Origin of the sequence: Enterococcus sp. AZ141 (assembly GCF_051714385.1) — a bacterium.
GTDB classification, from domain to species: Bacteria; Bacillota; Bacilli; order Lactobacillales; family Enterococcaceae; genus Enterococcus_D; species Enterococcus_D entomosocium.
Genome location: NZ_JBIORT010000001.1, coordinates 3,098,861 through 3,121,824, shown reverse-complemented (window position 1 = coordinate 3,121,824; position 22,964 = coordinate 3,098,861). Strand labels below are relative to the sequence as shown.

Annotated in this window: 16 protein-coding genes; all 16 read left to right on the top strand. The window is 42.3% G+C overall.

Features of this window, described 5'->3' with window-relative positions; genetic code table 11:
• On the top strand, positions 1 to 2,562 hold the full coding sequence (locus tag IGI89_RS14425; protein ID WP_438735773.1) for a family 78 glycoside hydrolase catalytic domain: 2,562 nt from the start codon (positions 1 to 3) through the stop codon (positions 2,560 to 2,562).
• Complete coding sequence (locus tag IGI89_RS14420; protein WP_016611074.1) at positions 2,559 to 4,133, top strand: MFS transporter; 1,575 nt, start codon at positions 2,559 to 2,561, stop codon at positions 4,131 to 4,133. The genes IGI89_RS14425 and IGI89_RS14420 overlap by 4 nt, the downstream gene beginning before the upstream one ends.
• Before the next feature lie 80 nt (positions 4,134 to 4,213).
• Positions 4,214 to 7,285, top strand: a complete 3,072-nt coding sequence (locus IGI89_RS14415) for a glycoside hydrolase family 3 C-terminal domain-containing protein (protein ID WP_438735772.1) — start codon at positions 4,214 to 4,216, stop codon at positions 7,283 to 7,285.
• Positions 7,282 to 7,743, top strand: coding sequence for a hypothetical protein (locus tag IGI89_RS14410; RefSeq protein WP_153884046.1), 462 nt, complete (start codon positions 7,282 to 7,284; stop codon positions 7,741 to 7,743). The genes IGI89_RS14415 and IGI89_RS14410 overlap by 4 nt, the downstream gene beginning before the upstream one ends.
• A 196-nt stretch (positions 7,744 to 7,939) precedes the next feature.
• Positions 7,940 to 8,641 (top strand): LytR/AlgR family response regulator transcription factor, encoded by a 702-nt coding sequence (locus IGI89_RS14405; protein WP_087627605.1) that lies wholly within the window; start codon positions 7,940 to 7,942, stop codon positions 8,639 to 8,641.
• Between the two features lie 27 nt (positions 8,642 to 8,668).
• Positions 8,669 to 10,006 carry a sensor histidine kinase gene (locus tag IGI89_RS14400; protein WP_061054025.1) on the top strand — a complete coding sequence of 446 codons (1,338 nt, stop codon included), beginning with the start codon at positions 8,669 to 8,671 and terminating at the stop codon, positions 10,004 to 10,006.
• Positions 10,007 to 10,133: 127 nt separating this feature from the next.
• On the top strand, positions 10,134 to 11,963 hold the full coding sequence (gene typA / locus IGI89_RS14395; protein WP_005236363.1) for a translational GTPase TypA: 1,830 nt from the start codon (positions 10,134 to 10,136) through the stop codon (positions 11,961 to 11,963).
• A 244-nt stretch (positions 11,964 to 12,207) separates the two neighbouring features.
• Positions 12,208 to 13,575, top strand: coding sequence for a 23S rRNA (uracil(1939)-C(5))-methyltransferase RlmD (rlmD, locus tag IGI89_RS14390; protein WP_010749606.1), 1,368 nt, complete (start codon positions 12,208 to 12,210; stop codon positions 13,573 to 13,575).
• 424 nt (positions 13,576 to 13,999) lie between these two features.
• Entirely contained in the window at positions 14,000 to 15,661 is a 1,662-nt protein-coding gene (locus IGI89_RS14385) for a phosphoenolpyruvate carboxykinase (ATP) (RefSeq protein WP_438735771.1), read from the top strand.
• A gap of 74 nt (positions 15,662 to 15,735) precedes the next feature.
• Entirely contained in the window at positions 15,736 to 16,164 is a 429-nt protein-coding gene (locus tag IGI89_RS14380; protein WP_005236359.1) for a VOC family protein, read from the top strand.
• 330 nt (positions 16,165 to 16,494) lie between these two features.
• Entirely contained in the window at positions 16,495 to 17,325 is an 831-nt protein-coding gene (locus IGI89_RS14375; RefSeq protein WP_086317325.1) for a prenyltransferase, read from the top strand.
• A 107-nt stretch (positions 17,326 to 17,432) separates the two neighbouring features.
• Complete coding sequence (locus IGI89_RS14370; RefSeq protein WP_086332322.1) at positions 17,433 to 18,125, top strand: response regulator transcription factor; 693 nt, start codon at positions 17,433 to 17,435, stop codon at positions 18,123 to 18,125.
• Positions 18,118 to 19,101 carry a sensor histidine kinase gene (locus tag IGI89_RS14365; RefSeq protein ID WP_086317327.1) on the top strand — a complete coding sequence of 328 codons (984 nt, stop codon included), beginning with the start codon at positions 18,118 to 18,120 and terminating at the stop codon, positions 19,099 to 19,101. The genes IGI89_RS14370 and IGI89_RS14365 overlap by 8 nt, the downstream gene beginning before the upstream one ends.
• Before the next feature lie 93 nt (positions 19,102 to 19,194).
• The gene (locus IGI89_RS14360; RefSeq protein WP_086332323.1) at positions 19,195 to 19,953 is read left to right on the top strand and encodes an ABC transporter ATP-binding protein; all 759 of its coding nucleotides are present in this window, start codon (positions 19,195 to 19,197) and stop codon (positions 19,951 to 19,953) included.
• Between the two features lie 3 nt (positions 19,954 to 19,956).
• Positions 19,957 to 21,921, top strand: a complete 1,965-nt coding sequence (locus tag IGI89_RS14355; protein WP_430619527.1) for an FtsX-like permease family protein — start codon at positions 19,957 to 19,959, stop codon at positions 21,919 to 21,921.
• Between the two features lie 301 nt (positions 21,922 to 22,222).
• Positions 22,223 to 22,906, top strand: coding sequence for a M23 family metallopeptidase (locus tag IGI89_RS14350; protein WP_087664201.1), 684 nt, complete (start codon positions 22,223 to 22,225; stop codon positions 22,904 to 22,906).
• Positions 22,907 to 22,964 lie beyond the last annotated feature (58 nt).

The following is a 22,964-nucleotide window of genomic DNA, read 5'->3' as shown; positions in this document are numbered from 1 at the left end:
ATGCTAGAGATTACGCGTTTTACTGTTGAAGATTTAGAAAAAGAATGCGTCACTGATAAGTCCAATCCTTGTTTTTCCTATACCGTTGCCAGTCAAAGACAAAATACAACGATCAAAAAAGCAGTCTTAACGCTGGGGGAATGGACGTGCGATGCGACCAGTGGGAACCATCATTATTACGATGGTCCGCCATTGGAGCCTTTCGCCACTTATACCGTCCATTTGACAGTAGAAGATGATCAAGGAAATCAAGCAGCAGCCAGTTGCGATTTTGAGACGGGGAAGATGGACGGTTCATTTTTAGCATCATGGATCACCAATGGAAGTTATCGTTTTACGGAGAAGAAAGCATCGCCAAAACCGATGTACTTCAAACATACCTTTTCCTGTGAAAAGTCAGTTGTCAAGGCACGGATTTATGCCACAGCTTTAGGGATCTATGAGATGACCCTGAATGGAGAAAAAATTGGTCGCGACTATTTTGCTCCAGGTTTCACCTCTTATAAACATCAGTTGCAGTATCAAACGTATGACATCACAAAACAGTTGGCAAAGAGCAACGAAATGGAAGTTGTCGTGGCAGGAGGATGGGCTTCTGGTGCGTTTACCTACGCACGACGCAACCGCGTCTATGCCAAAAGACAAGCCTTTTTAGCGGAGGTTCACATTGAATACAGTGATGGGTCTTTTGAGAAGATCGTTACTGATACAAACTGGCAAACAGCAATGGAGGGTCCGTTAAAAGAGGCGGAATTTTACAACGGCGAAATTTACGATGCACGGTTCCATGAAATGCAACGCTCGTGGCAACCAGCTTCCCTTGAAACAGTCAAAATCAAGCCGCGGATCATTGCCCAAATTGGTGTGCCTGTGCGAGAGCATGAGGTTTTTGAGCCAACGTCAATGACACGATCACCGAGTGGAAAATGGCTCTATGACATGGGGCAAAATTTTGCCGGTATTGTCAAGCTGACCATTCAAGGAAATGAAGGTCAGAAACTAACGATCAGACATGCTGAAATTTTGATGGATGGCGAACTGTTTACCGAACCGCTCAGGACTGCGAAGCAAGCAATTATTTACACCTGCAAGGAGGGAAAGCAAGTCTATCAGCCACGGTTGACCTACATGGGCTTTCGCTATCTGAGTGTCGAAGGAATCGATCCAGAAGCAATCATCATTGAAGGAATCGCTTTGTATTCTGACGTAAGGGAAACCGGCTCTTTTACTTGTTCTAATCCTCAGTTGAATCAGCTGCAAAGCAACATTTTGTGGGGAGCAAAATCTAATTTTGTCGATATTCCCACCGATTGCCCCCAACGGGATGAACGAATGGGCTGGACCGGGGATATTGCTTTGTTTGCTCGAACGGCTTCTACTAACTTTGATATGCGTCGTTTTTATGAGAAGTGGCTTCAAGATGTCCGTTCAGAACAAAGAAAAAGTGGCGGAATTCCAGTAACCGTACCGCTGGTGGTCGTGCCTTTTCAATGGGAGATCATGATCCCAATGGCCGTTGATCACTGGGGAGATGCCGTGATTTTGGTTCCATGGGCGGAGTACTTAAGTAGTGGTGATCCAGAAATCCTGCGCACCACATACCATGCGATGAAGAAATACCACAAAGCGTGTCTGTTTTGGGCACAACTGTTTTCCTTTGGCAAGCACCGACGAATTTGGCGTTTGCTGCATCATTATGGCGATTGGGTCGCCCCTGAAGGCAAACTTTGGACGTGGATGCTGCGGGGCAAATGGACAGGCACGGCTAGCCTTGCCAACACCAGCAATCTTTTAGCACAGATTGCAAAGATCTTGGGCTATTCTGAAGATAGCACGTACTATCAGAAAATTTTTCATGAAACATCCACTGCTTATCGCCAATTACTGATGGACAAAGATGCCCGTGTGAAAAAAGAATTTCAAACTGCGTATGTCTTACCGCTTTATTACCAAATGCTTTCAGAGACAGATGCGAAAAAAGCGGCAGCCAACCTGGCACGTTTGGTACGAGAAAACGAATATCATATCGGCACCGGTTTTCCTGGTACCCCGTATATTTTGTTTGCATTGGCAGATAATGGGTATGTAGAAGAAGCCTATCGAATGCTTTTAACAGATACCTGCCCATCTTGGCTTTTTCAAGTAAAAGCTGGCGGAACAACGATTTGGGAACGCTGGGATGCCTTGAGAGAAGACGGTACTAGTAATACGGGTGCCGATGATGGAACCAATGGAATGGTTTCCTTCAATCATTATGCCAGCGGGGCAGTCGGCGACTTTTTCTATCGGCGGATCGCCGGGATCGAACCGATCAAAGGCGGCTATCAAGCGTTCACTGTGCGACCGATCATTGGTGGTGATCTGACCTTTGCCAAGACGAAAGTAAGGTGTAGTTATGGCGAAATTATCAGCAATTGGCAGATCGCTGATGGTTACTTTTCGATTGAAGTGCAGGTACCTATCGGGACGACCGCTTATTTACAAATGCCTAGTGGTCAGCGCCATCAGTTGACCAACGGACAGTATCATTTTTCAGAAGCAATAGGAGGAAGCAGCGCATGAAAGTCAAAACACTCTTTGAAGCGCCCGCCTTCAAGACTAAAATCACCACCGCAAAAGTCGAAAAGAAAGAAGTTTTTCTAGGATATTTTATTGGGCCTTTTTTGGCATTGCTTTCCAATGCGATCTTCGGTGCCTATTTGAACCGTTATTATTCAGATGTGATTGGTTGGACAGATACAAATCAGTTCGGGCATTTTTCAGCCTTATTACCATTAATCTCAGTGGTCTTTGTCATTTTGGGTAACTTATTCGTTGGTCGATTAATCGATAATACGCGAACCAGCCAGGGAAAAGCTCGACCGTATATGTTGATTTCTGCACCGTTATTGGTGATAGCGATCGTATTTCTATTCATTACACCAACGAACGCATCCCCGACGTTACAGATGATCTGGCTGGCGTTTTCCTATAATTTTTATTACGCCGTAGCCTATCCATTCTTTTACACAGCACATAGTTCCATGGTCGCCTTATCCACACGAGATAGTAATCAGCGCGGCAAATTAGCGACATTTTCTAATGCCTCGGGTGTAGCGGCTGTCGGGTTAGGCGGAAGTATCTTAGTGCCGATCTTGTTACAAAGCTATCTTTTCGTTTCGACGGAGGGTGTGATCGATCGAGCAGCTAGCTATAACAACTGGCGCGTGATGATGATCTTTTTATGTGTCACGACGTTTCTAGCCATTTTCTTAGAGTATTACTTTACCCGAGAACGAATCACTGAAGAAAACGCCAAACTAGCGATCAAAGAAGAGAAGATTTCTTTGAAAAAGCAGTTCTCCGCCTGTATTTCGGATAAGTATTGGTGGTTGATCATCTCTTACTTCTTCTTGTTCCAGTTCGGTGGGCTCGTAAAAAACGGATCGATGGGGTATTACGCTCGCTGGATGTTTAGTTCCGTGGTCGACGAAGCCTCTGCCGGTGTCGCAATGGGCTCACTAGGTTTGATCGCTGGTTTACCGACCGCAATTGGGATGTTGGTGGCATGGCCGCTGGCAAACAAACTGGGTAAACGCAATTCCGTTTTGCTAGGGATCGTTTTTGCTGTGGTAGGTGGCCTGATCAGTTTTATCGATGTCCATGATTTCACAACGGTTGCCATCGGTTTGGTTTTAAAAGGGATCGGTGCTGTGCCTGCGATGTTTGTGACACTAGCGCTACTTTCAGATGTGCTGGATCACTTAGAAGCCAAAAATGGCTTTCGTAGCGATGGGTTTACGATGTCTGTTTACGGTTCGATCATGGTAGGTCTGACAGGGGTTGGGAATGCCTTAGTCAACAGTTTGCTGACGCTCAGCGGCTATGACCCGACTGCTGTCACCCAAAACGCACAAGTTTCGTCCGTTCTTGTTTGGGCATTTTTAGGGTTTGAGTTGATTTGTTATGCGGGTATTGCGATCTTGCTCCTTTTTCTAACCGTAGAAAAGCACACGAAAGAAGACCAGGCGCTGATCTTAGCTAGTCAGAAGGAAAAGGTTCTCCAATCTGGCGGAGAATGGATCGATCCCCAAGAACGATTGATTTTAGAAGAACAACGGGCAAAACAATCGCAAGAAGCGATGAAAACCTAAAGGAGGGAGTAGATAAGAAAATACCATTCAAGAAACATATCCAAAGGGAAAACATGAGTTGAAAAAAGGAGGAAATCTACATGAATCAAAATCTATCACGACTATGCAGAGGGATGACTGCACTGTCATTATCGATGTCAGGTGCTTTGATGGGCTTGACCGGCGTTGCAGATCAGTGGCGCCCGATCATTGATGGTGCCCTTGGGACTTCAAGTACCAAAATCATCAATGATGACAAATTCACTTCTGATTACGAAACTAGTGCGGAGCTGATCCAAGCCCATCGTGACCTGGGTGAACGAATGTCAGCAGAAGGGACCGTTTTATTAAAAAATCAAAATCAATCGTTGCCCCTAGCGGAAACAGAGAATCGGGTCACCTTGTTGGGGATGGGGAGTGCTTATCCATTTTTAGGTGGGACAATGGGGAGTACCGTTGTTGGCGATTCCCAAATCAATCTGCAAGAAGCTTTAGAGGAACGAGGATTTGAATTAAATCCTACGATGACGGAGATCTACAATGGTCTGGGGGAGATCCAGACCGGCTCTTTTGAGCGTTTTGGGAATACCGTTCCGATCTACGGGCATCGTCCAGCTAATTTTTCAACCCCTTATGAACCATCTGAACCAGCAACAGATCTGTATGAGACGGCACAAAATGATGATTCCGACTTTACAGAAAGCTTTGCTGAGTATAATGATGCCGCCATTGTGGTGATTTCACGACCAGGCTCTGAGGGCAGTGATTACTATCCTGGAGAAAAAGGCATCGATCAAGAAGTTTATGGGACGGATACGCCGCTAGGTCTAGTTGAAAATGAGAAAGCCTTGATTGAGCTTGCGAAAGAAAACTTCGATCGCGTGATCGTTATGATCAACAGCAGTTCGACGATGGAAATCGACGAGCTGGAAAAAGACGATGCCATCGATGCTATTTTGTACGTTGGGTTCCCTGGTGCTTATGGCTTCTTAGGTGTTGCCGATATTTTGACGGGAGCAGTCAATCCTTCAGGACGCTTGACGGACACCTATGCTGTTGCAACTGCGAATTCCCCTGCGATGCAGAATTTTGGTAAAATTGAGTTGGATGATCTATCTCAAATTCGTTTTGAGGAATCCTTGATGGGGGAACTGCCAGCAACTTCTCCTTTAGGAAGCTTTGGTGGGGATGCGTCATTAGCTGCCGACCACTACTTGATCCAAGCCGAAGGAATTTATACCGGTTATAAATATTATGAAACCCGCTATTATGATACAGTGGTCGGTGCTGGACAAGCCGATAGCAACGTCGGTGCGATCGATGGGGCAGACGTTTGGGATTATGCCAATGAAGTGACCTATGATTTTGGGTTTGGTCTTTCTTATACGACCTTTGACCAGCGTTTAGATGCGATCGATATCGACGAAGAAAACAATAAAGTAACTGCGACAGTGACTGTTACCAATACAGGAAATGTAAGCGGTAAATTTGCTAGTCAGCTATACTTTAATGCGCCATACACGGACTATAATCGTGAGCAAAACATCGAAAAGGCAGCTGTCAATCTCATCGGATTTGAGAAAACAGAGCTATTAGAGCCTTCTGAATCGCAAACAGTTACGATCGAAGTTGACATGAAATATATGGCTAGCTGGGATTCGACAGCGAAAGACGGATTAGGCGGGTATATTTTAGATGGCGGCGATTATTATTTTGCTGTTGGTGATGGAGCACACGAAGCCGTCAATGCAGTATTGGCAGCTAAAGGGCATGATACCGATGGAAATGAAGCTCAGGTAGTGAGTGTGGCGATCGGTGAAGAAGGAACCGTTGACGAAGAAACATTTGCTTATTCTGAAAATGGCACGGCGATCGTGAATCAGCTGGAAGATGCCGACATCAACTACTACAAACCAGACTATGCCACCTATCTTACTCGACAAGATTGGGCAGGAACTTTTCCTCGAACCTATGACGATTTGACGATCGACGGTGACAAAGTGGAAGAATGGGTCCAAAACCTTTCGAATGAAAACTATCAATTTACGGAAAATGGGGAAGCCAATGTAGATGGAATCGAAGACCCATTGATGTTTTCTGATATGGCAGGGGTCACTGACATCGATGATATTCGTTGGGATCAGCTAGTCAATCAGATTCCTTTAGACATTTTGATACCGCGAATCGCTAAAGGTGGAAGTACGAGTGATGTCATTGAAGAAATCAATTCGCCACTCGTTTATCAAAATGACGGTCCGAATGGTTTCGGCACAACGCTAAGTGGTCGAGGGTTAAATGAAGAGGATGAAAATGCTGATTACCATCTAGGAACGATGGCAAATGCTACGATCATCGGCAGCACCTTTAGTCATGAGCTGGCAGAAGAATGGGGCAACTTACTTGGTAATGACGGTCTATGGAGTGGAAATTACTTGATTTGGGGGACAGCAGCTAATATTCATCGGACCCCTTACAACGGAAGAAACCATGAATACTATTCGGAAGACCCAATGTTGTCTAATTATATGTCGGCAAATACAGTCAAAGGTGCCTTGGACTACGGAATCATAATCGGTCCAAAACATCTGGCATTTAATGATCAAGAAACACAACGAAGTGGCATCGCGCCTTATATGACGGAGCAAAAAGCCCGTGAAGGCGATTTACGTGCCTTCCAAGGATCATTTGAGGATGCCGGTGCGTTAGGTGCAATGGTGACCTTCAGTCGGATCGGTGCAACGAATGGGAACAATTCTGTCCCAATGTTGATCAATATTTTACGAGAAGAGTGGGGCTTTAATGGCTTATTGACGACAGATATGGTCAACAACAACGGCTACTTCCGTCCAGAATCCATTATTATGGCAGGCGTTACGATGATGGCAGATTTTGCCTCAAATGAGACGATGGCGAATGTCTTAGAGGCTTGGCCTTATCTGACCGTTGATTTGGCAGCCCAAGATGCGCAATTTGTTGAACAAGCGAGAGAAAACATGAAGTATCAATTATATGCCTATGCCCAAAGTGCCGCCCAAAATGTTCAGACGATCCGAATTACGCCATGGTGGGAGACAGCCATGACCGTCGGAATCTATGGCGGCCTTGCAGTAGCAGTTATTAGCTTTGGTGGCTATGTCTTTATTTCAATGAAGAAGAAGGGAGCGGAACAATGATGACAATGCTAAAGAAACAAAAAATCAGTTTGTATATCTATCTGCTGGTTTTCGTCCTTACGACGAGTTTGGTCTTCTTGTATATCTCCAACGTTAATAAAGCGTATTATCAAGACCTGCAAGTCAATGTTTTGTATTTGTTAGCAGCAGCGCTAGTATTCCTGCTTTTGACGATTGGGCTATCCTTTCATGCAAAAACCAAATCACTGTTAATGGCAGCTGATATCAGCCGTATCGTAGCTAGTTTATTGATTATCTTAGGTGGAGTGCGCTTCATCAGCATGCGACTTGAATCCTTTGGCTATATTTTCGGCTCTAACCTTGAAATGAACAATGAAGCGGCGTTCGATGCGGGCTCACAAGCCATCATGATCATCGTTATCTTCGTAGCCACTTGGTTGATCTCTGTCATCGCAGCCTTTTTCGATGTTGGACAGAAGAAAACAGTTACTGGTTAAAGCGATAAAAAATAAAGCATAGAGATGACGTGAAAGCGTTCGTTCTCTATGCTTTTCCTGCGTAAAAACAATCGATTCACAAATAACGAACTATGTTAAAATAAAAAAAGAAAAACGACAAAAAAACGCTTTACTTTTTATGAGGAGGGAGATTGAATACTATGACTATAAAAAAACGCAGCGGGCTGGTGAGCGCATGATCCGTGTTGGAATCGTGGAAGATCAAGAAGAATATCGGCAACAGCTCTTGTCTTATTTACAAACTTTTCAAGAAAAAGAAGGAGTCGTTTTTCAAGTAGAAACCTTTCATGATGGGTATGATTTCGTAGAGCGTTATGACTCGGAATTTGATTTGCTGTTGATGGATATCCATCTACCATTGATCGATGGAATGTCAGCGATCGAGGAAATTCGCAAGCGGGATTCCGATGTCTTCGTCATTTTTATTACCAGTACGGCGCAATATGCAGTCAAAGGCTATGATGTCAATGCAATTGGCTATATCCTTAAACCCTTTAATTATTATTCGTTGTCGGAGTATTTAAAAAAAACAATCAAGCGACTGAAGATGAAAGAAGACAGTTTTCTGCGTATTAAAGCCGGACAGAATTATTATCGCGTCAATCAAGACGCGATTCAGTACGTGGAAAGCCAAGGACATAAATTGATTTTTAAATTAACGGATCAAGAATTAGAATCGATCGGTGTCATGCGGGAATTGGAACAGCAGTTACAACCAGATCGTTTTTTACGGATCCATCGTGGGTTTATTGTCAATCTGAGGCATATCACGGGTATTAATCATTCGACTGTGATCGTTGGAGAAGCAGAGTTGCCTATCAGCCGAGGAAAACGCAAATTGATCATGGATACACTGGCGAAACAATGGCATGTCTAAATGACTATTAGATGAGGTGAAGCAATTTTGTCCCCGTATCAACTATCAGAAACTCCAGGTATTTTTTATGCGATCGCTTATTGGATGAGTACCTTACTTTTCGTATTACTGACGAAAACAGAGAAGCTAACCAAGAAAAAAATTGGGCGGGTCTTTGTATTCCTTTTGATCTTGTATCTGCATATGGAAATCATCAATGCCGATGTCTCACAAGTCTATTTTATTCCGATCATTATCATTTCAGCACTTATAATGTTTCTATTTCTTTTTACCACTGCTGAGATTCCGTGGAAAAATGCCTTGTATTTCACTGCACGGGCATTTATCGTAGGTGAATTTGCTGCATCACTCACGTATCAAATCTACTATTTCCTTGTACTGGATTTCAAAGTTTCCTTCGATTATATCGGGACCTATGCGTTTATTTTTTTGGGATGCAGTATGCTGTTAGGCCTTTTGTACAAATTGGAAAAACGATTTGTGATCGAAAGTGCCGAACAAGTGATCACCTATCGAGAAATCACTTCGGTGATGATTATCGTGATCGTTGTTTTCACCATGAGCAATATCAGCTATGTGTATCAAAATACTCCTTTTAGTGGCAGCATGGCTAGAGATATTTTTAATATTCGAACGATGGTGGATTTTGGGGGAGTGGCGCTGCTGTTTGCCTACCACGTTCAATTGAATGAAATGAAACAAAAATTTGAGGTTCAGAAGTTAGAAAGCTTGCTAAAAAATCAAATGATCAATTATCAAACCTCGGAAAGAAGCATTGAGATCATTAATCAAAAGTATCACGACCTGAAACACTTGATCAATATTTTGAAAAATGATCCTCTCTCACAGGAGACACAGGATTATTTGGCTGTCATGGAAAAAGAAATCAACTCGTATGACTTAAGGATGGACACTGGCAATAGTGTGTTAGATATTGTTTTGACAGGAAAACAAATCTTTTGTCAGAAAGAAAAAATCACCTTCACCGTGATTGCAGATGGGGCAAGCCTTTCTTTTATGAATTCAGTGGATATCAGTACGCTTTTTGGTAATATTATCGACAATGCCATTGAAAGTGTCCGCAAAATCACCAAAGAAGATAATCGCTTGATTCAATTGAAAATCAGCCGTAAAGGGGAGATGCTTTTGATCTGCCTAGAAAATCGCTACGAAGAACCCTTAACGTTTGAAAACGGCTTGCCGATCACTACCAAGAAAGACAAACATTTTCATGGGTATGGATTAAAAAGTGTCCGCGAAACGGTGAATAAATACAAAGGAACGATGGTGATCCAAACAGAAGATGGCTGGTTTGAACTGAAATTGCTGTTTCCCGTAAGGCATTCTATGCCAAAACGAGGATAAATTGGAGCAGATATCGCTAAGATGTCTGCTTTTTCTGTAAAAATGAAAACTTTGCACTATATTTCAGAAAGAAATTCTGGTATAATGGCTTGTCGAGTGCAATGTCACCAAAAAAGGAGTTTATAAATTGAATATTAGAAATGATATCCGCAACGTCGCTATTATTGCCCACGTTGACCACGGAAAAACTACATTAGTTGATGAATTATTGAAACAATCCCAAACGTTAGATAGCCATACCCAATTACAAGAACGGGCGATGGATTCAAATGCGATCGAAAAAGAACGTGGCATCACGATCTTAGCGAAAAATACAGCGGTTGAATACAACGGTACAAAAATCAATATCATGGATACCCCAGGACACGCGGACTTTGGTGGTGAAGTAGAGCGGATCATGAAAATGGTCGATGGTGTTGTTTTGGTTGTTGATGCTTATGAAGGAACGATGCCTCAAACACGTTTCGTATTGAAAAAAGCGTTGGAACAACACTTAGTGCCAATCGTAGTTGTCAACAAAATCGACAAACCATCTGCTCGTCCTGAGCATGTTGTCGATGAAGTCTTAGAACTATTTATCGAATTAGGTGCCGACGATGACCAATTGGACTTCCCAGTGATCTACGCTTCTGCGATTAACGGAACTTCAAGTGAATCAGATGATCCTGCTGATCAACAAAAAACGATGGCACCATTGTTTGATACGATCATCGAACATATTCCAGCGCCAATCGACAACAGCGACGAACCATTGCAATTCCAAGTATCATTGCTTGATTACAATGACTACGTTGGACGTATCGGTATTGGCCGTGTCTTCCGCGGATCAATCAAAGTCGGCGACCAAGTTGCATTGATGAAATTAAACGGAGAAGTTAAAAAATTCCGTGTGACGAAACTTTTCGGTTTCTTCGGTTTGAAACGTTTGGAAATCCAAGAAGCCAAAGCCGGTGATTTGATTGCCGTTTCTGGGATGGAAGATATCTTCGTTGGTGAAACTGTTACACCAATCGATCATCAAGATTCATTACCTGTTTTACACATTGATGAACCAACTTTGCAAATGACCTTTATCGTGAACAATTCACCATTTGCGGGTCGCGAAGGAAAATTCGTAACCGCTCGTAAAATTGAAGAACGCTTAATGGCGCAATTGCAAACAGACGTTTCATTGCGTGTGGATCCAATCGGACCTGACTCATGGATCGTTTCTGGACGTGGCGAACTTCATTTGTCAATTTTGATCGAAAATATGCGTCGTGAAGGCTTTGAATTGCAAGTTTCTCGTCCAGAAGTTATCGAACGCGAAATCGATGGCGTGAAATGCGAACCATTTGAACGGGTGCAAATAGATACCCCAGAAGAATACATGGGATCAGTAATCGAATCATTGGGAATGCGTAAAGCAGAAATGCAAGATATGATCAATACAGGGAATGGACAAGTACGGATCATTTTCTTGGCACCAGCTCGTGGCTTGATCGGTTACACGACAGAATTCCTATCAATGACTCGCGGCTACGGCATCATGCACCACACCTTCGATCAATATTTGCCAATGATCCAAGGACAAATTGGTGGCCGTCATCAAGGCGCACTTGTATCGATCGATACAGGAAAAGCAACGACTTACTCGATCATGAGTATTGAAGAACGTGGAACGGTCTTCGTTGAACCAGGTACCGAAGTGTACGAAGGAATGATCATTGGTGAAAACTCTCGTGACAAAGACTTAACGGTCAATATCACGAAAGCAAAACAAATGACCAACGTCCGTTCTGCAAACAAAGACCAAACCTCAGTTATCAAGAAACCTCGTATTCTTTCTTTGGAAGAATCACTGGAATTCTTGAATGATGATGAATACTGTGAAGTAACACCAGAAAGCATTCGTTTAAGAAAACAAATCTTGAACAAGAGCGAACGGGAAAAATCACAGAAAAAGAAAAATAACTGATAACTAAAACAGTGATCAAAAGTTTTAAACACTTCTGATCTGTTCGATTTTCCGAAGGATGGAAAAGGGATTGCTCCTGTGTTGCAGCGGCTCTTCGCCGCAGGACCCAGAAAAAGCAATCAGCCGATTTCCCTCCTTCGGTTCTTTTTTGCTCGAAGTCAAGTTGAACCGTTAGAATAAACACCGCTTGCAATTTCGGCCATTCCTTTTTAAAATGAAGAAAGCAAGCACAAAGGAGAAATCTATGAAAAATTATCCTGTTAAAAAGAATCAGGAACTTGAAGTTGATATTTTGGATCTTTCCCATGAAGGAAATGGGATCGCCAAAGTCGATGGGTACTTATTATTTATTGAAAACACCCTGCCAAATGAACGTGCCTTAGTCAAAGTGTTGAAAGTCGGCAACAAATTTGGTTTTGCCAAAGTGATGAAATTGTTGCAAGCAAGTCCTGATCGGCAAGAATTGCCGAATGAAGCATTGTTGCGCACCGGGATCGCTCCATTGAGTCATTTGAGCTATGACAAACAATTAGCCTTCAAACAGCAGCAAGTAGAGAATGTTTTGGCTAAAATCGCCAAATTGCCTGAAATCACAGTCAATGCGCCAATCGGAATGGAAAAACCATTTGGTTACCGCAACAAAGCGCAAATCCCTGTGCAAAAAATCCATGGGGAATTAACGACTGGATTTTACCGCAAAAACAGCCATACTCTGGTACCGATCGAAGACTTTTATATTCAAGATCCAAACATCGATCAAGCAATCATCAAAGTCAGAGATATTTTGCAGCGGTTCAATGTCAAAGCCTACAATGAAGAAGCCCATGAAGGGTTCTTACGCCATATTGTCGTTCGTCGTGGGCATCACTCAGGTGAAATGATGGTCGTATTAGTGACACGTAAACCGAAATTCTTCAAAGGAGAAGAAATCGCGGAAGTGATCCACGAAGAGATTCCAGAAGTTGTTTCTGTCATTCAAAACATCAATGAAGAAAAAACCAATGTGATCATGGGGGAATTCGAGCGTGTGTTGTATGGCAAGTCATCGATCGATGATCAATTATTAGGTAAAACCTTCCAAATCTCAGCGAAATCTTTCTACCAAGTCAACACAGCGCAAACAGAAGTCTTGTATCAAACCGCCTTCGAGATGGCGCAACTGTCTGAAAATGATGTCGTTGTGGATGCTTATGCAGGAATCGGAACGATCGGGATTAGTTTGGCTGATCGCGTGAAAGAAGTGTTAGGGATGGAAGTCATTCCTGAAGCAGTGAACGATGCCAAAGCCAATGCCAAAAGAAATGGTGTCGAAAACGTGCATTACTTTATCGGTAAAGCCGAAAAAATCATGCCGCAATGGCTACGCGAAGGCATTCAACCGACAGTCGTCTTCGTTGATCCACCTCGCAAAGGTTTAGATGCTAGCTTTATCGAAACGACTGCTGCGGTTAAACCAGAGCGCATCGTTTACATTTCCTGCAATCCAGCAACCTTGGCTCGTGATCTCGCGTTGTTTGCGGAAGAAGGGTATGTGACAAAAGAAGTTCAACCTGTAGATTTGTTCCCACAAACGACCCATGTGGAGTGTGTCGTGTTGTTAGAACGTGGTTAAGAAACAACAAGTTTTTTTCAGCAATTTTGATTTTGAATTCTTTTTATGGTAAATGTCATAAAATCTTACGATAGCAAAGTTACTAGAGAAAGCAAGTCAATTGAGAAATAAGCAACTAAAACCCATCTGTCTATCTAGTTACGTCGATTGTGACGTTTAGAATGGATGAAATATAAAACCAGAAACTGGAACAGAAAGACATTCTTTTTTGTTCCAGTTTTTTTGTTCTTTCTCACTAATGATGAGCGGGGACAAAATCAATGCAAAAAGCAGTGAAGCTACAAATATGCAGACAGCCAAATCCTTTAACAAAATGGTTTGTCGGCAATTTATAGTTAATGTGTATAAAAATATGGCGTGTGGTGATTAGAAAGTATTATAATAAACGTAGTGAATAGAAAATTTTTGTTAGGAGGGATTACACATGGCAACGATTCGTGCATTTTCACACAAAGAGATTACACCGCAGAATACGCATTTGTCGAGTTTTAAAGTGTTGATAGAGTCAGCTTTTTATGGGAACAATGTCACTTGGATTCATGATCTAGCCACGGCCTATTGCTTAGCAAAAGAATCTTCTGGTGCTATTCTTACGGATATGCGGGTCACACACACCAAGGAGTTAGGACTACCAGAGGATGCTAAAGTCATCGTGTTTAATGACGGAAAAGTTGTTGGACGGACAGCGGCAGCTCGACGCATCATCGGACATCCCGGGATTGATCGAAAATTGTATGAAGGGATTTTAAGAGATGCTTTATTTCAAGGGACACGTAAAAAATTCTATGGCGGTGAAGTTGTTGTAGGGTTAGACGAAGCGTTTATGGTCAAAGCACACCTGTTGCTACCAGAGTACTATGAAACCAATTTTTATTCTTATTTGTTGAATTTTCAAATGCTGACGAAATCATGGCAGGAAAGGTATCAACACTCCAAGAACTATCCAGAGACAGATATATTCTTGTACGCTGATCCGGACTGGACACATCCTGATTTTCCCTATGGGCTATCTCTCTTTGATCCTGAACACAATGTTGCGGCAGTCTTAGGCTTAAACTATTTTGGTGAATTGAAAAAAGCGACATTAACTTTGGCTTGGGCTACCGCGCATCGCAATGGCTTTGTGGCGTGTCATGGAGGAATGAAGCAATATCAGCTACCGAATCGAACATTTACGATGGCTGCTTTTGGTCTTTCAGGATCAGGAAAATCGACCATTACATTGGCAGAACATGATGGCAAATATGATATCAAGGTTCTGCATGACGATGCGTTTGTGATCAATCAAACAAACGGTGCGTCCACTGCTCTGGAGCCTTCTTATTTTGATAAAACGCAGGATTATCCATTAACCAACCCAAATGTCCGCTACTTTATCACCTGTCAAAATGTTGGGGTTACTTTAGACGAGGAAGGAAAGAAGGTGCTTGTGACCCAAGATATTCGTAACGGGAATGGTCGAACCGTCAAGTCACGGTATGTCACACCTAACCGGGTGGATCATTTAGATTCGCCGATCGATGCAATATTTTGGATCATGAAAGATGACACGCTACCTCCTGTAGTAAAAATTGACGATCCGATTTTAGCCGCTGTTTTTGGTTTGACCTTAGCTACGAAGCGCACGACAGCTGAACATATTGTCGAGACCACGGATATAGATAAACTGGTCATCGAACCTTATGCCAATCCATTTAGGGTCTATCCTTTAGGGGAAGATTTTGCCCATTTCATGCACTTGTTTAAAGAAAACCAAACGGCTTGTTACATTCTAAATACAGGCTTTTACAAAGGCAAGAAAGTCACGCCTGAAGTCACACTAACATCGATTGAAAAAATTGTGGAAGGCGAGGCTGAATTTAAAAATTTCGGTGGGATCACCGAAATGAGTTTCCTGCCAGTAACAGGCTTTAAAGTCGATTTTCAAGATGCCTCCTATGTTTCTCATTTAAGAGAGCGGATGCAAGGACGGCTGGACTTTATTTTGGCTCAAGAAACAGAAAATGATGGCTATAATAAGTTGCCTAAAGAGGTAGCAAAGGCAATGGAAAATGTGATTTCTACATTAAATGAGTTTCCTAGCTAATTCCATTGAATCAAACTTCCGCAAGCGGCTTTTCTTCCTGAAACACTTACTTTGTTAGCCAGAAAGGAGCGATTATGAACATTCAGTTTCACCATATCCAAATCACAGTCAATGATGTAAAAAAAGCAGAAGGTTTTTATGATCAATTATTTGCACTATTAGGTTTCGACCTTCAGAAGAAATATTCTGGGTATTTAGAACATGCCGAGATGGAAGTAGTAGAATATATAGGGGATTCATTTGATTTCGGTATTTGTTCCCCACGAAAAGAATGGAAGAAGGAGAAAATCGATTCAAGAAAACCTGGCTCGGTTCAGCACATGGCGTTTAAGGCGGAAAGCCGCGAAGTAGTAGATGCGGTCTTTCCCAAAATAAAAACCTTAGGGGTAAAGATCCTTCACGATCGACCAATGGAGTACAAAGAGCGCATCGCTCCTAACTACTATGCCTTATTCTTTGAAAGCCCAGAAGGCATTCGTTTTGAGCTATTTCATTATGCCTGATTCCTTTAACTAGAAGAGTGTGGCATTAAATTATTGCGTGAGCGCGTTCTTATTAAGGTGATCTTTCATTAAGGGGCTAGCATAATCAGGCGAGTTTAGAGAGAAACTTTTTTAGAACCTGTCATCAGGAAAATCTGAACACTCTTGTTTTAAGTACGTCCATCCTGAAAAACTCGTTGGTCCTAAAATTTATTTGGACAATTCGAATACAAAAATCTAACTCATGTGTTGAAAAACGTCGATTTTATCATTCTAGAAGCTGTTGCATTGTGGGTCAATAAGGATTGTTGCGTTGATTGCAGGGCACTTAAGAAATGGAGGAGGAACAATATGGATCAGACGGTTCAGCAAGATATCGAAGCAATCATTTCCCGTCAATATGATCATGGCGCCGATTTATGGTCGACGCCAGACCATAAATTACTGAAAGGAGCACCCTTTACAACCTTAGAGTGTCCTCATTATTTGCTTGAACTTGGTATGTCGCCTGAGGAGAACTTATTAAAAGAGACCGCTGCATTGATCTTTCAAGGATGGAGAGAAGATGGCAGATTTAAAATTTCGCCATCAGGGGGGATTTATCCCTGTCATACAGCGCTGGCTTTGCGAACGCTGTGTGCTCTTGGTTACGCAAGGGACCCGCGGCTACAACAGACCTTTCACTATTTTCTTGCTACTCAGGAAACAGATGGCGGCTGGAAGTGCAATAAATACAGTTTTGGTCGCGGCCCGGAGACCCGCTATTCAACCCCGATGACGACGTTAACGGTCCTTGATGCCTTTCGATATACTCATGATCGTGAACAGATGGAAACACTTAATCAAGCAATCGAATGCTTGCTTGCTCATTGGGAGATTCGTCAGCCAATCAGTCCCTGTCATTACGGAATGGGCACATTGTTTATGCAGACAGAATACCCCTTTAGAGGGTACAATCTTTTTTATTATCTGTATGTCTTGTCTTTTTATCCTTCTGCCAGAAAAGACGCACGGTTTCTGGAGGCTTTGCAGCAGTTTGAATCGAAAGTTAAAAATGGCAATGTTATTGTAGAACGGGTTGTACCAAAACTGGGGAAACTGAATTTTTGTAAAAAAGGACAAATTAGTTCCTTCGCCACCCGACGGTACCAAGAAATCCTTGCTCACTTGGCAGAAGATTAAGGAAAAAACAGTCCTTTGGAATGTTCCTCCATCTAGACGATTCTTTTTCTTTTCTGGTACACTGTCTCTAAAGAACCGACCGAATAATCAACAGAGGGGAGAAAGACATGCAAAAAATCTATCTGGTTGAAGATGATGCGACGATCGTCTCTGTTTTAGCCGATTATTTGCAGCAGTGGGGATACGAATGCCATTCGGCCAAGAATTTTGCTGAACTCTTGCAAGAGTTTCACGACATCAAACCTGATCTCGTTCTTTTAGATATCTCCTTGCCTTATTACAATGGGTATCATTGGTGCCAAGAAATTCGCAAGGAGTCAGAAGTACCGATCATTTTTCTTTCGTCGATGGATCAGCAGATGAATCAAATCATGGCGATGAACATGGGGGCGGATGATTATTTAACAAAACCCTTTGATTTAGCCTTCGTTTTGGCAAAAATCCAAGCGTTGCTACGGCGCAGCTATCAGTATAGCCACCAACAAGCGCTGACCTTTGACATAGGGCAAGTAACCTTTTATCCAACAGAAAATGTATTAAAAAATCAGGGGGAACAGTTGCCGCTTTCTCCAAATGAAGCTCGGATTCTTTCCTTGCTTTTGCAGCATCGAGGGAAGATCGTAGCCAAAGAGACCATCATTGAAATGCTCTGGAATAGTGAAGAGTTCATCGATAACAATACATTAGCCGTCAATATGACTCGTTTGCGAAAAAAATTGAGCCAGATCGAACTATCCGATTTGATCCAAACGGTAAAGAATAAAGGCTATTTGATAGAAAAGGAACACGCCTATGACTAATGTGAAAGAATATTTCGTGTTGTATGGAAAGTTTTATCTCGTTTACCTGCTATTTAGTGCGGGTCTACTAGGGTTATTCTTTCTTCACAGCCTTCCATTAGAACCCTTCATTGACTATGCGGTTTTTTCAGGGGTGATTTTAGGAGGTCTTTCCCTTTTTCATTATTTTCGTTACGCACAAAAAAGAAAGCAGCTACAGCATTTATTAAGAAAAGAACGTATGACGGAAGCGGCGTTGGCGTTCTTGCCGACCACTCGAAATCGGCTAGAAGACGAGTATCAAACGCTTCTTAGGCAGATGGCAAAAGAAAAAACTCTGTCTGAATACAAAGCGACCGTGAAAAATGAAGAAATTTATGAAGATTTCGGCTTGTGGCTTCATCAAATCAAAACGCCTCTAGCGGCGTTGGATCTTTTGGTTCAAAGCGATACCCTGTCACCGACGGAGGTCAAAGCGGAATTATTTAAGGTGAACGATTACTTGCAAATGATGTTGAATTATTTGCGACAAAATTTAGCGAATGATGATTTTGTCTTTGAGTCGATTGCTTTAGAGCCCCTTGTTCGTCAAACAATCAAAAAGTATGCCTTGTTTTTCTCGAAAAAGAATCTGCAACTGGATATGGCAGTGGATTTGACGGTGACATCTGATCGAAAGTGGCTCATTTTTATTTTTGAACAGGTTCTTTTCAACAGCTTGAAGTATACTGAAACCGGTGGCATTAATGTTTTCACTAAAGACAATGCCTTAGTGATTCAAGATAGCGGCATTGGTATTCGTAAGGAAGACTTGCCAAGGGTGTTTGAGAAAGGATATACGGGACAAAATGGTCGCTTTCAGCAACGAGCGAGCGGGCTAGGCTTATATATGAGTCAACAAGCGGCTGAAAAAATCGGCTGCCGTTTAGCGATTGATTCTGAAGTGGGACAGGGAACCATCGTCACACTTCATTTTCCCACCACAAATAACCGATAGCCGCAAACTTTCAACACTGTAAGTTTGCGGTTTTTATTGTAAGTCGCTTTTTTCTGCCAGTCAGCTTATTCTAAAAAGGAAGGAGGGAACAAGATGACACTTTTAAACATTCAACAAGTAAAAAAAATCTATCAAAGCCAGCTGAATGGGCAACCCGTCGAAGCGTTGAAGAATATCACCTTTAAGGTAGAAGAAGGGGAATATGTAGCCATCATGGGGGAATCAGGTTCGGGGAAGAGTACGCTACTGAACTTGATGGCGACGTTAGACCAACCGACAGCGGGTGAGATGCAGCTGAATGGCATCGATTTGACCACCATCAAAGAAAAAGATGCAGCAAGTTTTCGACGGGATCACTTAGGCTTTGTCTTTCAAGACTTTAATTTATTGGACACTTTTACGGTAAAGGACAATATTTTATTGCCATTAGTTTTATCGAAAGTTTGCGTCAAACAAATGGAATTGCAGCTTCAGCCTATTGTACAAACTTTAGGGATCGCCGATTTATTGCAGCATTACCCGTATGAATTGTCTGGCGGACAAAAGCAACGTGTTGCCGTCGCACGAGCGATCATCACAAAACCAGAACTGCTATTAGCAGATGAGCCAACCGGAGCGCTGGATTCGAAAACCTCTGATCAACTACTGACATTATTTCAGCAGATCAATCAAAACGGACAGACGATCGTGATGGTCACCCACAGTTCGATCGCAGCCAGTCGCGCACAACGCGTCTTGTTTATCAAAGACGGGTATGTATTTCACCAGTTGTATCGAGGAGAACGGAGTGATACCGCTTTTCTAGAAGCAATCGCCGAAACAATGACTGCTGTTTTTGCGAAGGAGGAGTAACGAATGTTCTTTCAAAAAATCGCCTTCTCCAATTTACGTAAAAATGCCAAAGCCTACACACCCTTTTTAGTATCCATGAGTTTCTTGGTAGCTGTTTTGATGATGACGCAAATCATCGTGAACAATCCGGGGATGAAGGAACTTCCTAGTAGTCAAAGCGCCATTTTCATGTTTCATTTAGGAAATATCATCCTGATGATCTTTGCGGCGATCTTTTCCTTTTACACCAATAACTTTTTGATCAAGCAGCGAAAAAAAGAATTTGGTCTCTACAATGTTTTGGGACTAGGAAAACGCGAGATAGCCTTCGTGGTCTTTTGGGAACTCTTTTACAGTTTTCTTATTAGTCTTGCGGCCGGGTTGATCAGCGGCTTATTGTTTGCACGATTAGGATTTTTGATTCTGAAGAAAATCTTAGCCGTAGGCGAATTCTTTGTTTTTAAACTTTCATTTGAGAGCATTGGATTTGTGATCCTCTATTTTATGTGCGTGTTTGGTTGTCTATTTTTAATTGACCTGTTGCAAGTACGCAAAACCAACCCACTTCAACTGCTACAGGGAAGCAAGCGTAATGAAAAAGAGCCTCGTGCGAAAGGCATTTTAGCACTATTAGGTGTCCTTTGTTTAGTAGCCGGCTATACGATCTCTGTGACGATCAAGTCTCCCATCAGTGCCTTAGGCCTGTTCTTTGTCGCAGTGATCCTCGTGATTTTAGCCACCTATCTGTTGTTTATTTCTGGCAGTATCAAAGCGTTGCAGTTTTTAAGAAAACGAACGACCTATTATTATCAAACGACCCATTTTATCAATGTCTCTACCATGCTGTATCGGATGAAACAAAATGCGGCTGGTTTAGCAAGTATTTGTATTTTATCAACGATGGTGTTAGTGACAGTTGCTACGACCGCCAGTCTTTACTTTGGACAAAAGAATGTGATCGAAACTCGTTTTCCATACGATGTTCAAATTGAGTCAGCGGCTGATTCCCAGCAAATCAACACAGTGATTGATGGACTTGAAGAGAAGCTAACGATCAAAGAGCGCCAGCAAGTCACTACAACAAGACCATTGCTTTTTACCTTTGAGGAACCAAATTTTGTTCCCTCAACCACTTTTGAAGAAAATAGCGGTAGTTTAGATAAAGCCGTGTATCTTATTTTTCTTACCAGTTCTGAATACCATGAAATCAGTGGGAAAACAGGACCTGCTGAAGGTGAATTATTTGTTTTTCCCGCAACTTGGACCCAACAAGCATTACCAGAAAAGACCACGATCGATGATCGTCAATTTCGTTTGCGGGAATTGAAGGAACTGCCAACATTCACGAAAACAGAAAACCCGGTTCAGCATCTTGTTCTTGTGGCGGATGATCAGTGGCTTACTGAAAAGCTAAGCTCTTGGTATCAAAAAGAAGATTTTCAACTTTACCAGCAACCAATGACAACAACAGTCTTTAATTTTCAAGCAAGCGATCGCGAAGCGATCGCAAAAGAGATTCGCAGCGAACTTCTGGCAGCAGATGCTCATGCGAGCGTTCAGTCAAAAGATCTTTTTGAAGGTGAGACCAAAACCTTTACCGGCGGCTTCTTCTTCTTAGGCTTGATTTTTGGTGTGGTCTTTATTTTAGCTGCCGCATTGATCATTTATTATAAACAAGTTTCCGAAGGGATGGAGGACAAAGAACGCTTTGAGATCTTGCAAAAAGTTGGGTTAAGCCATAAGGAAGTCAAACAAGTGATCCAGCAGCAAGTCTTGATGATTTTCTCATTTCCATTGGCGGTAGCGATCATCCATCTCGCATTTGCTTTGCCGATGATTCGGAAGTTATTGCTTCTTTTTGGTCTGACAGATCGCAACTTATTGATCACGGTATCGATGATCTCTGTTCTGCTGTTTACAATGATCTATTTACTGGTGTATTTCATCACTGCAAGAGTCTACTACCGACTTGTGGAGCGAAAACAATAGCCGTTAAAAAAAGTTAGTCGAACAGTCGTCACCGACAGGACCTACAGTAAAATAGAATGTGAGAACACCTCATCCATGAAGCGACTTCTAGAAGTTAGAATTTTTGATCTAACTTTTTGGAATCACTATATGATTGAGGTGTTTTTTTTTAGCTACTCCTATTAGCCCACTTTTTTAGAGTTGAAAAAAAGGCTTAGGTGACCTATAGTGAAAAGGAGTAAAGCACAGGTATAGATTGCCGCGAGGCTGATAGTCATTTCCAAATAAAAGAGATCATGTGATCCAAAAAGGAGAAAGTCCTATGAAAGAGCAGCCGATAACCATTGAATTTCCCTTAAGAGGTGAGTGGCTTGCGCCGACTACACCAGCCAAGAAGATTCCTAGTCATGGCACCGATCGAATGGGGTTACGTTATGCGTTTGATTTTTTACAAGTCGATTTTGAGGGGAAAACAAAAGCTTTTCACGACCGAAGCTTTCTGCGCTATTTCTTCTTAGGAGTTCCCCTTGAGAACTGTTATTGTTGGGGCAAAGAAATCTATGCGCCCTGTGATGGTGAAGTGATTGTTGTAGGAGAGGGCTATCGGGAACGCAAAGTCGTTCATTGGGTTGTAGATTTTTCGATTGCTTTAAAAAATGGTTTGTTTTTTAATGAACAAAAAGATGAGTATCAACAAATAGCTGGCAACTACATTGTGATAAAAGCTTCTGAGGGCGTATATATGGCATTCGTCCATTTGCAAAAAGGATCCATCAAAGTTTCCGTAGGACAAAAAATCACCAAAGGGATGGTGATTGGCAATGTCGGTCATTCCGGCAATTCGACTTCGCCTCATCTGCATTTTCAAGTGATGGACAGTAACGATATCGCCCATGCAAAAGGGCTGCCTTGCCGCTTTGAAGAATACGAGGTTTACCGAGCAGGACGATGGATAAAGGTTCGGAATCAGATACCAGATAGTACAGAACGGATACGATTTTTATAGGAGCATTAGGGACTAGCTGTGAGACTTTGATAGGGGGCATCGCCGAAATGCTTAGAAG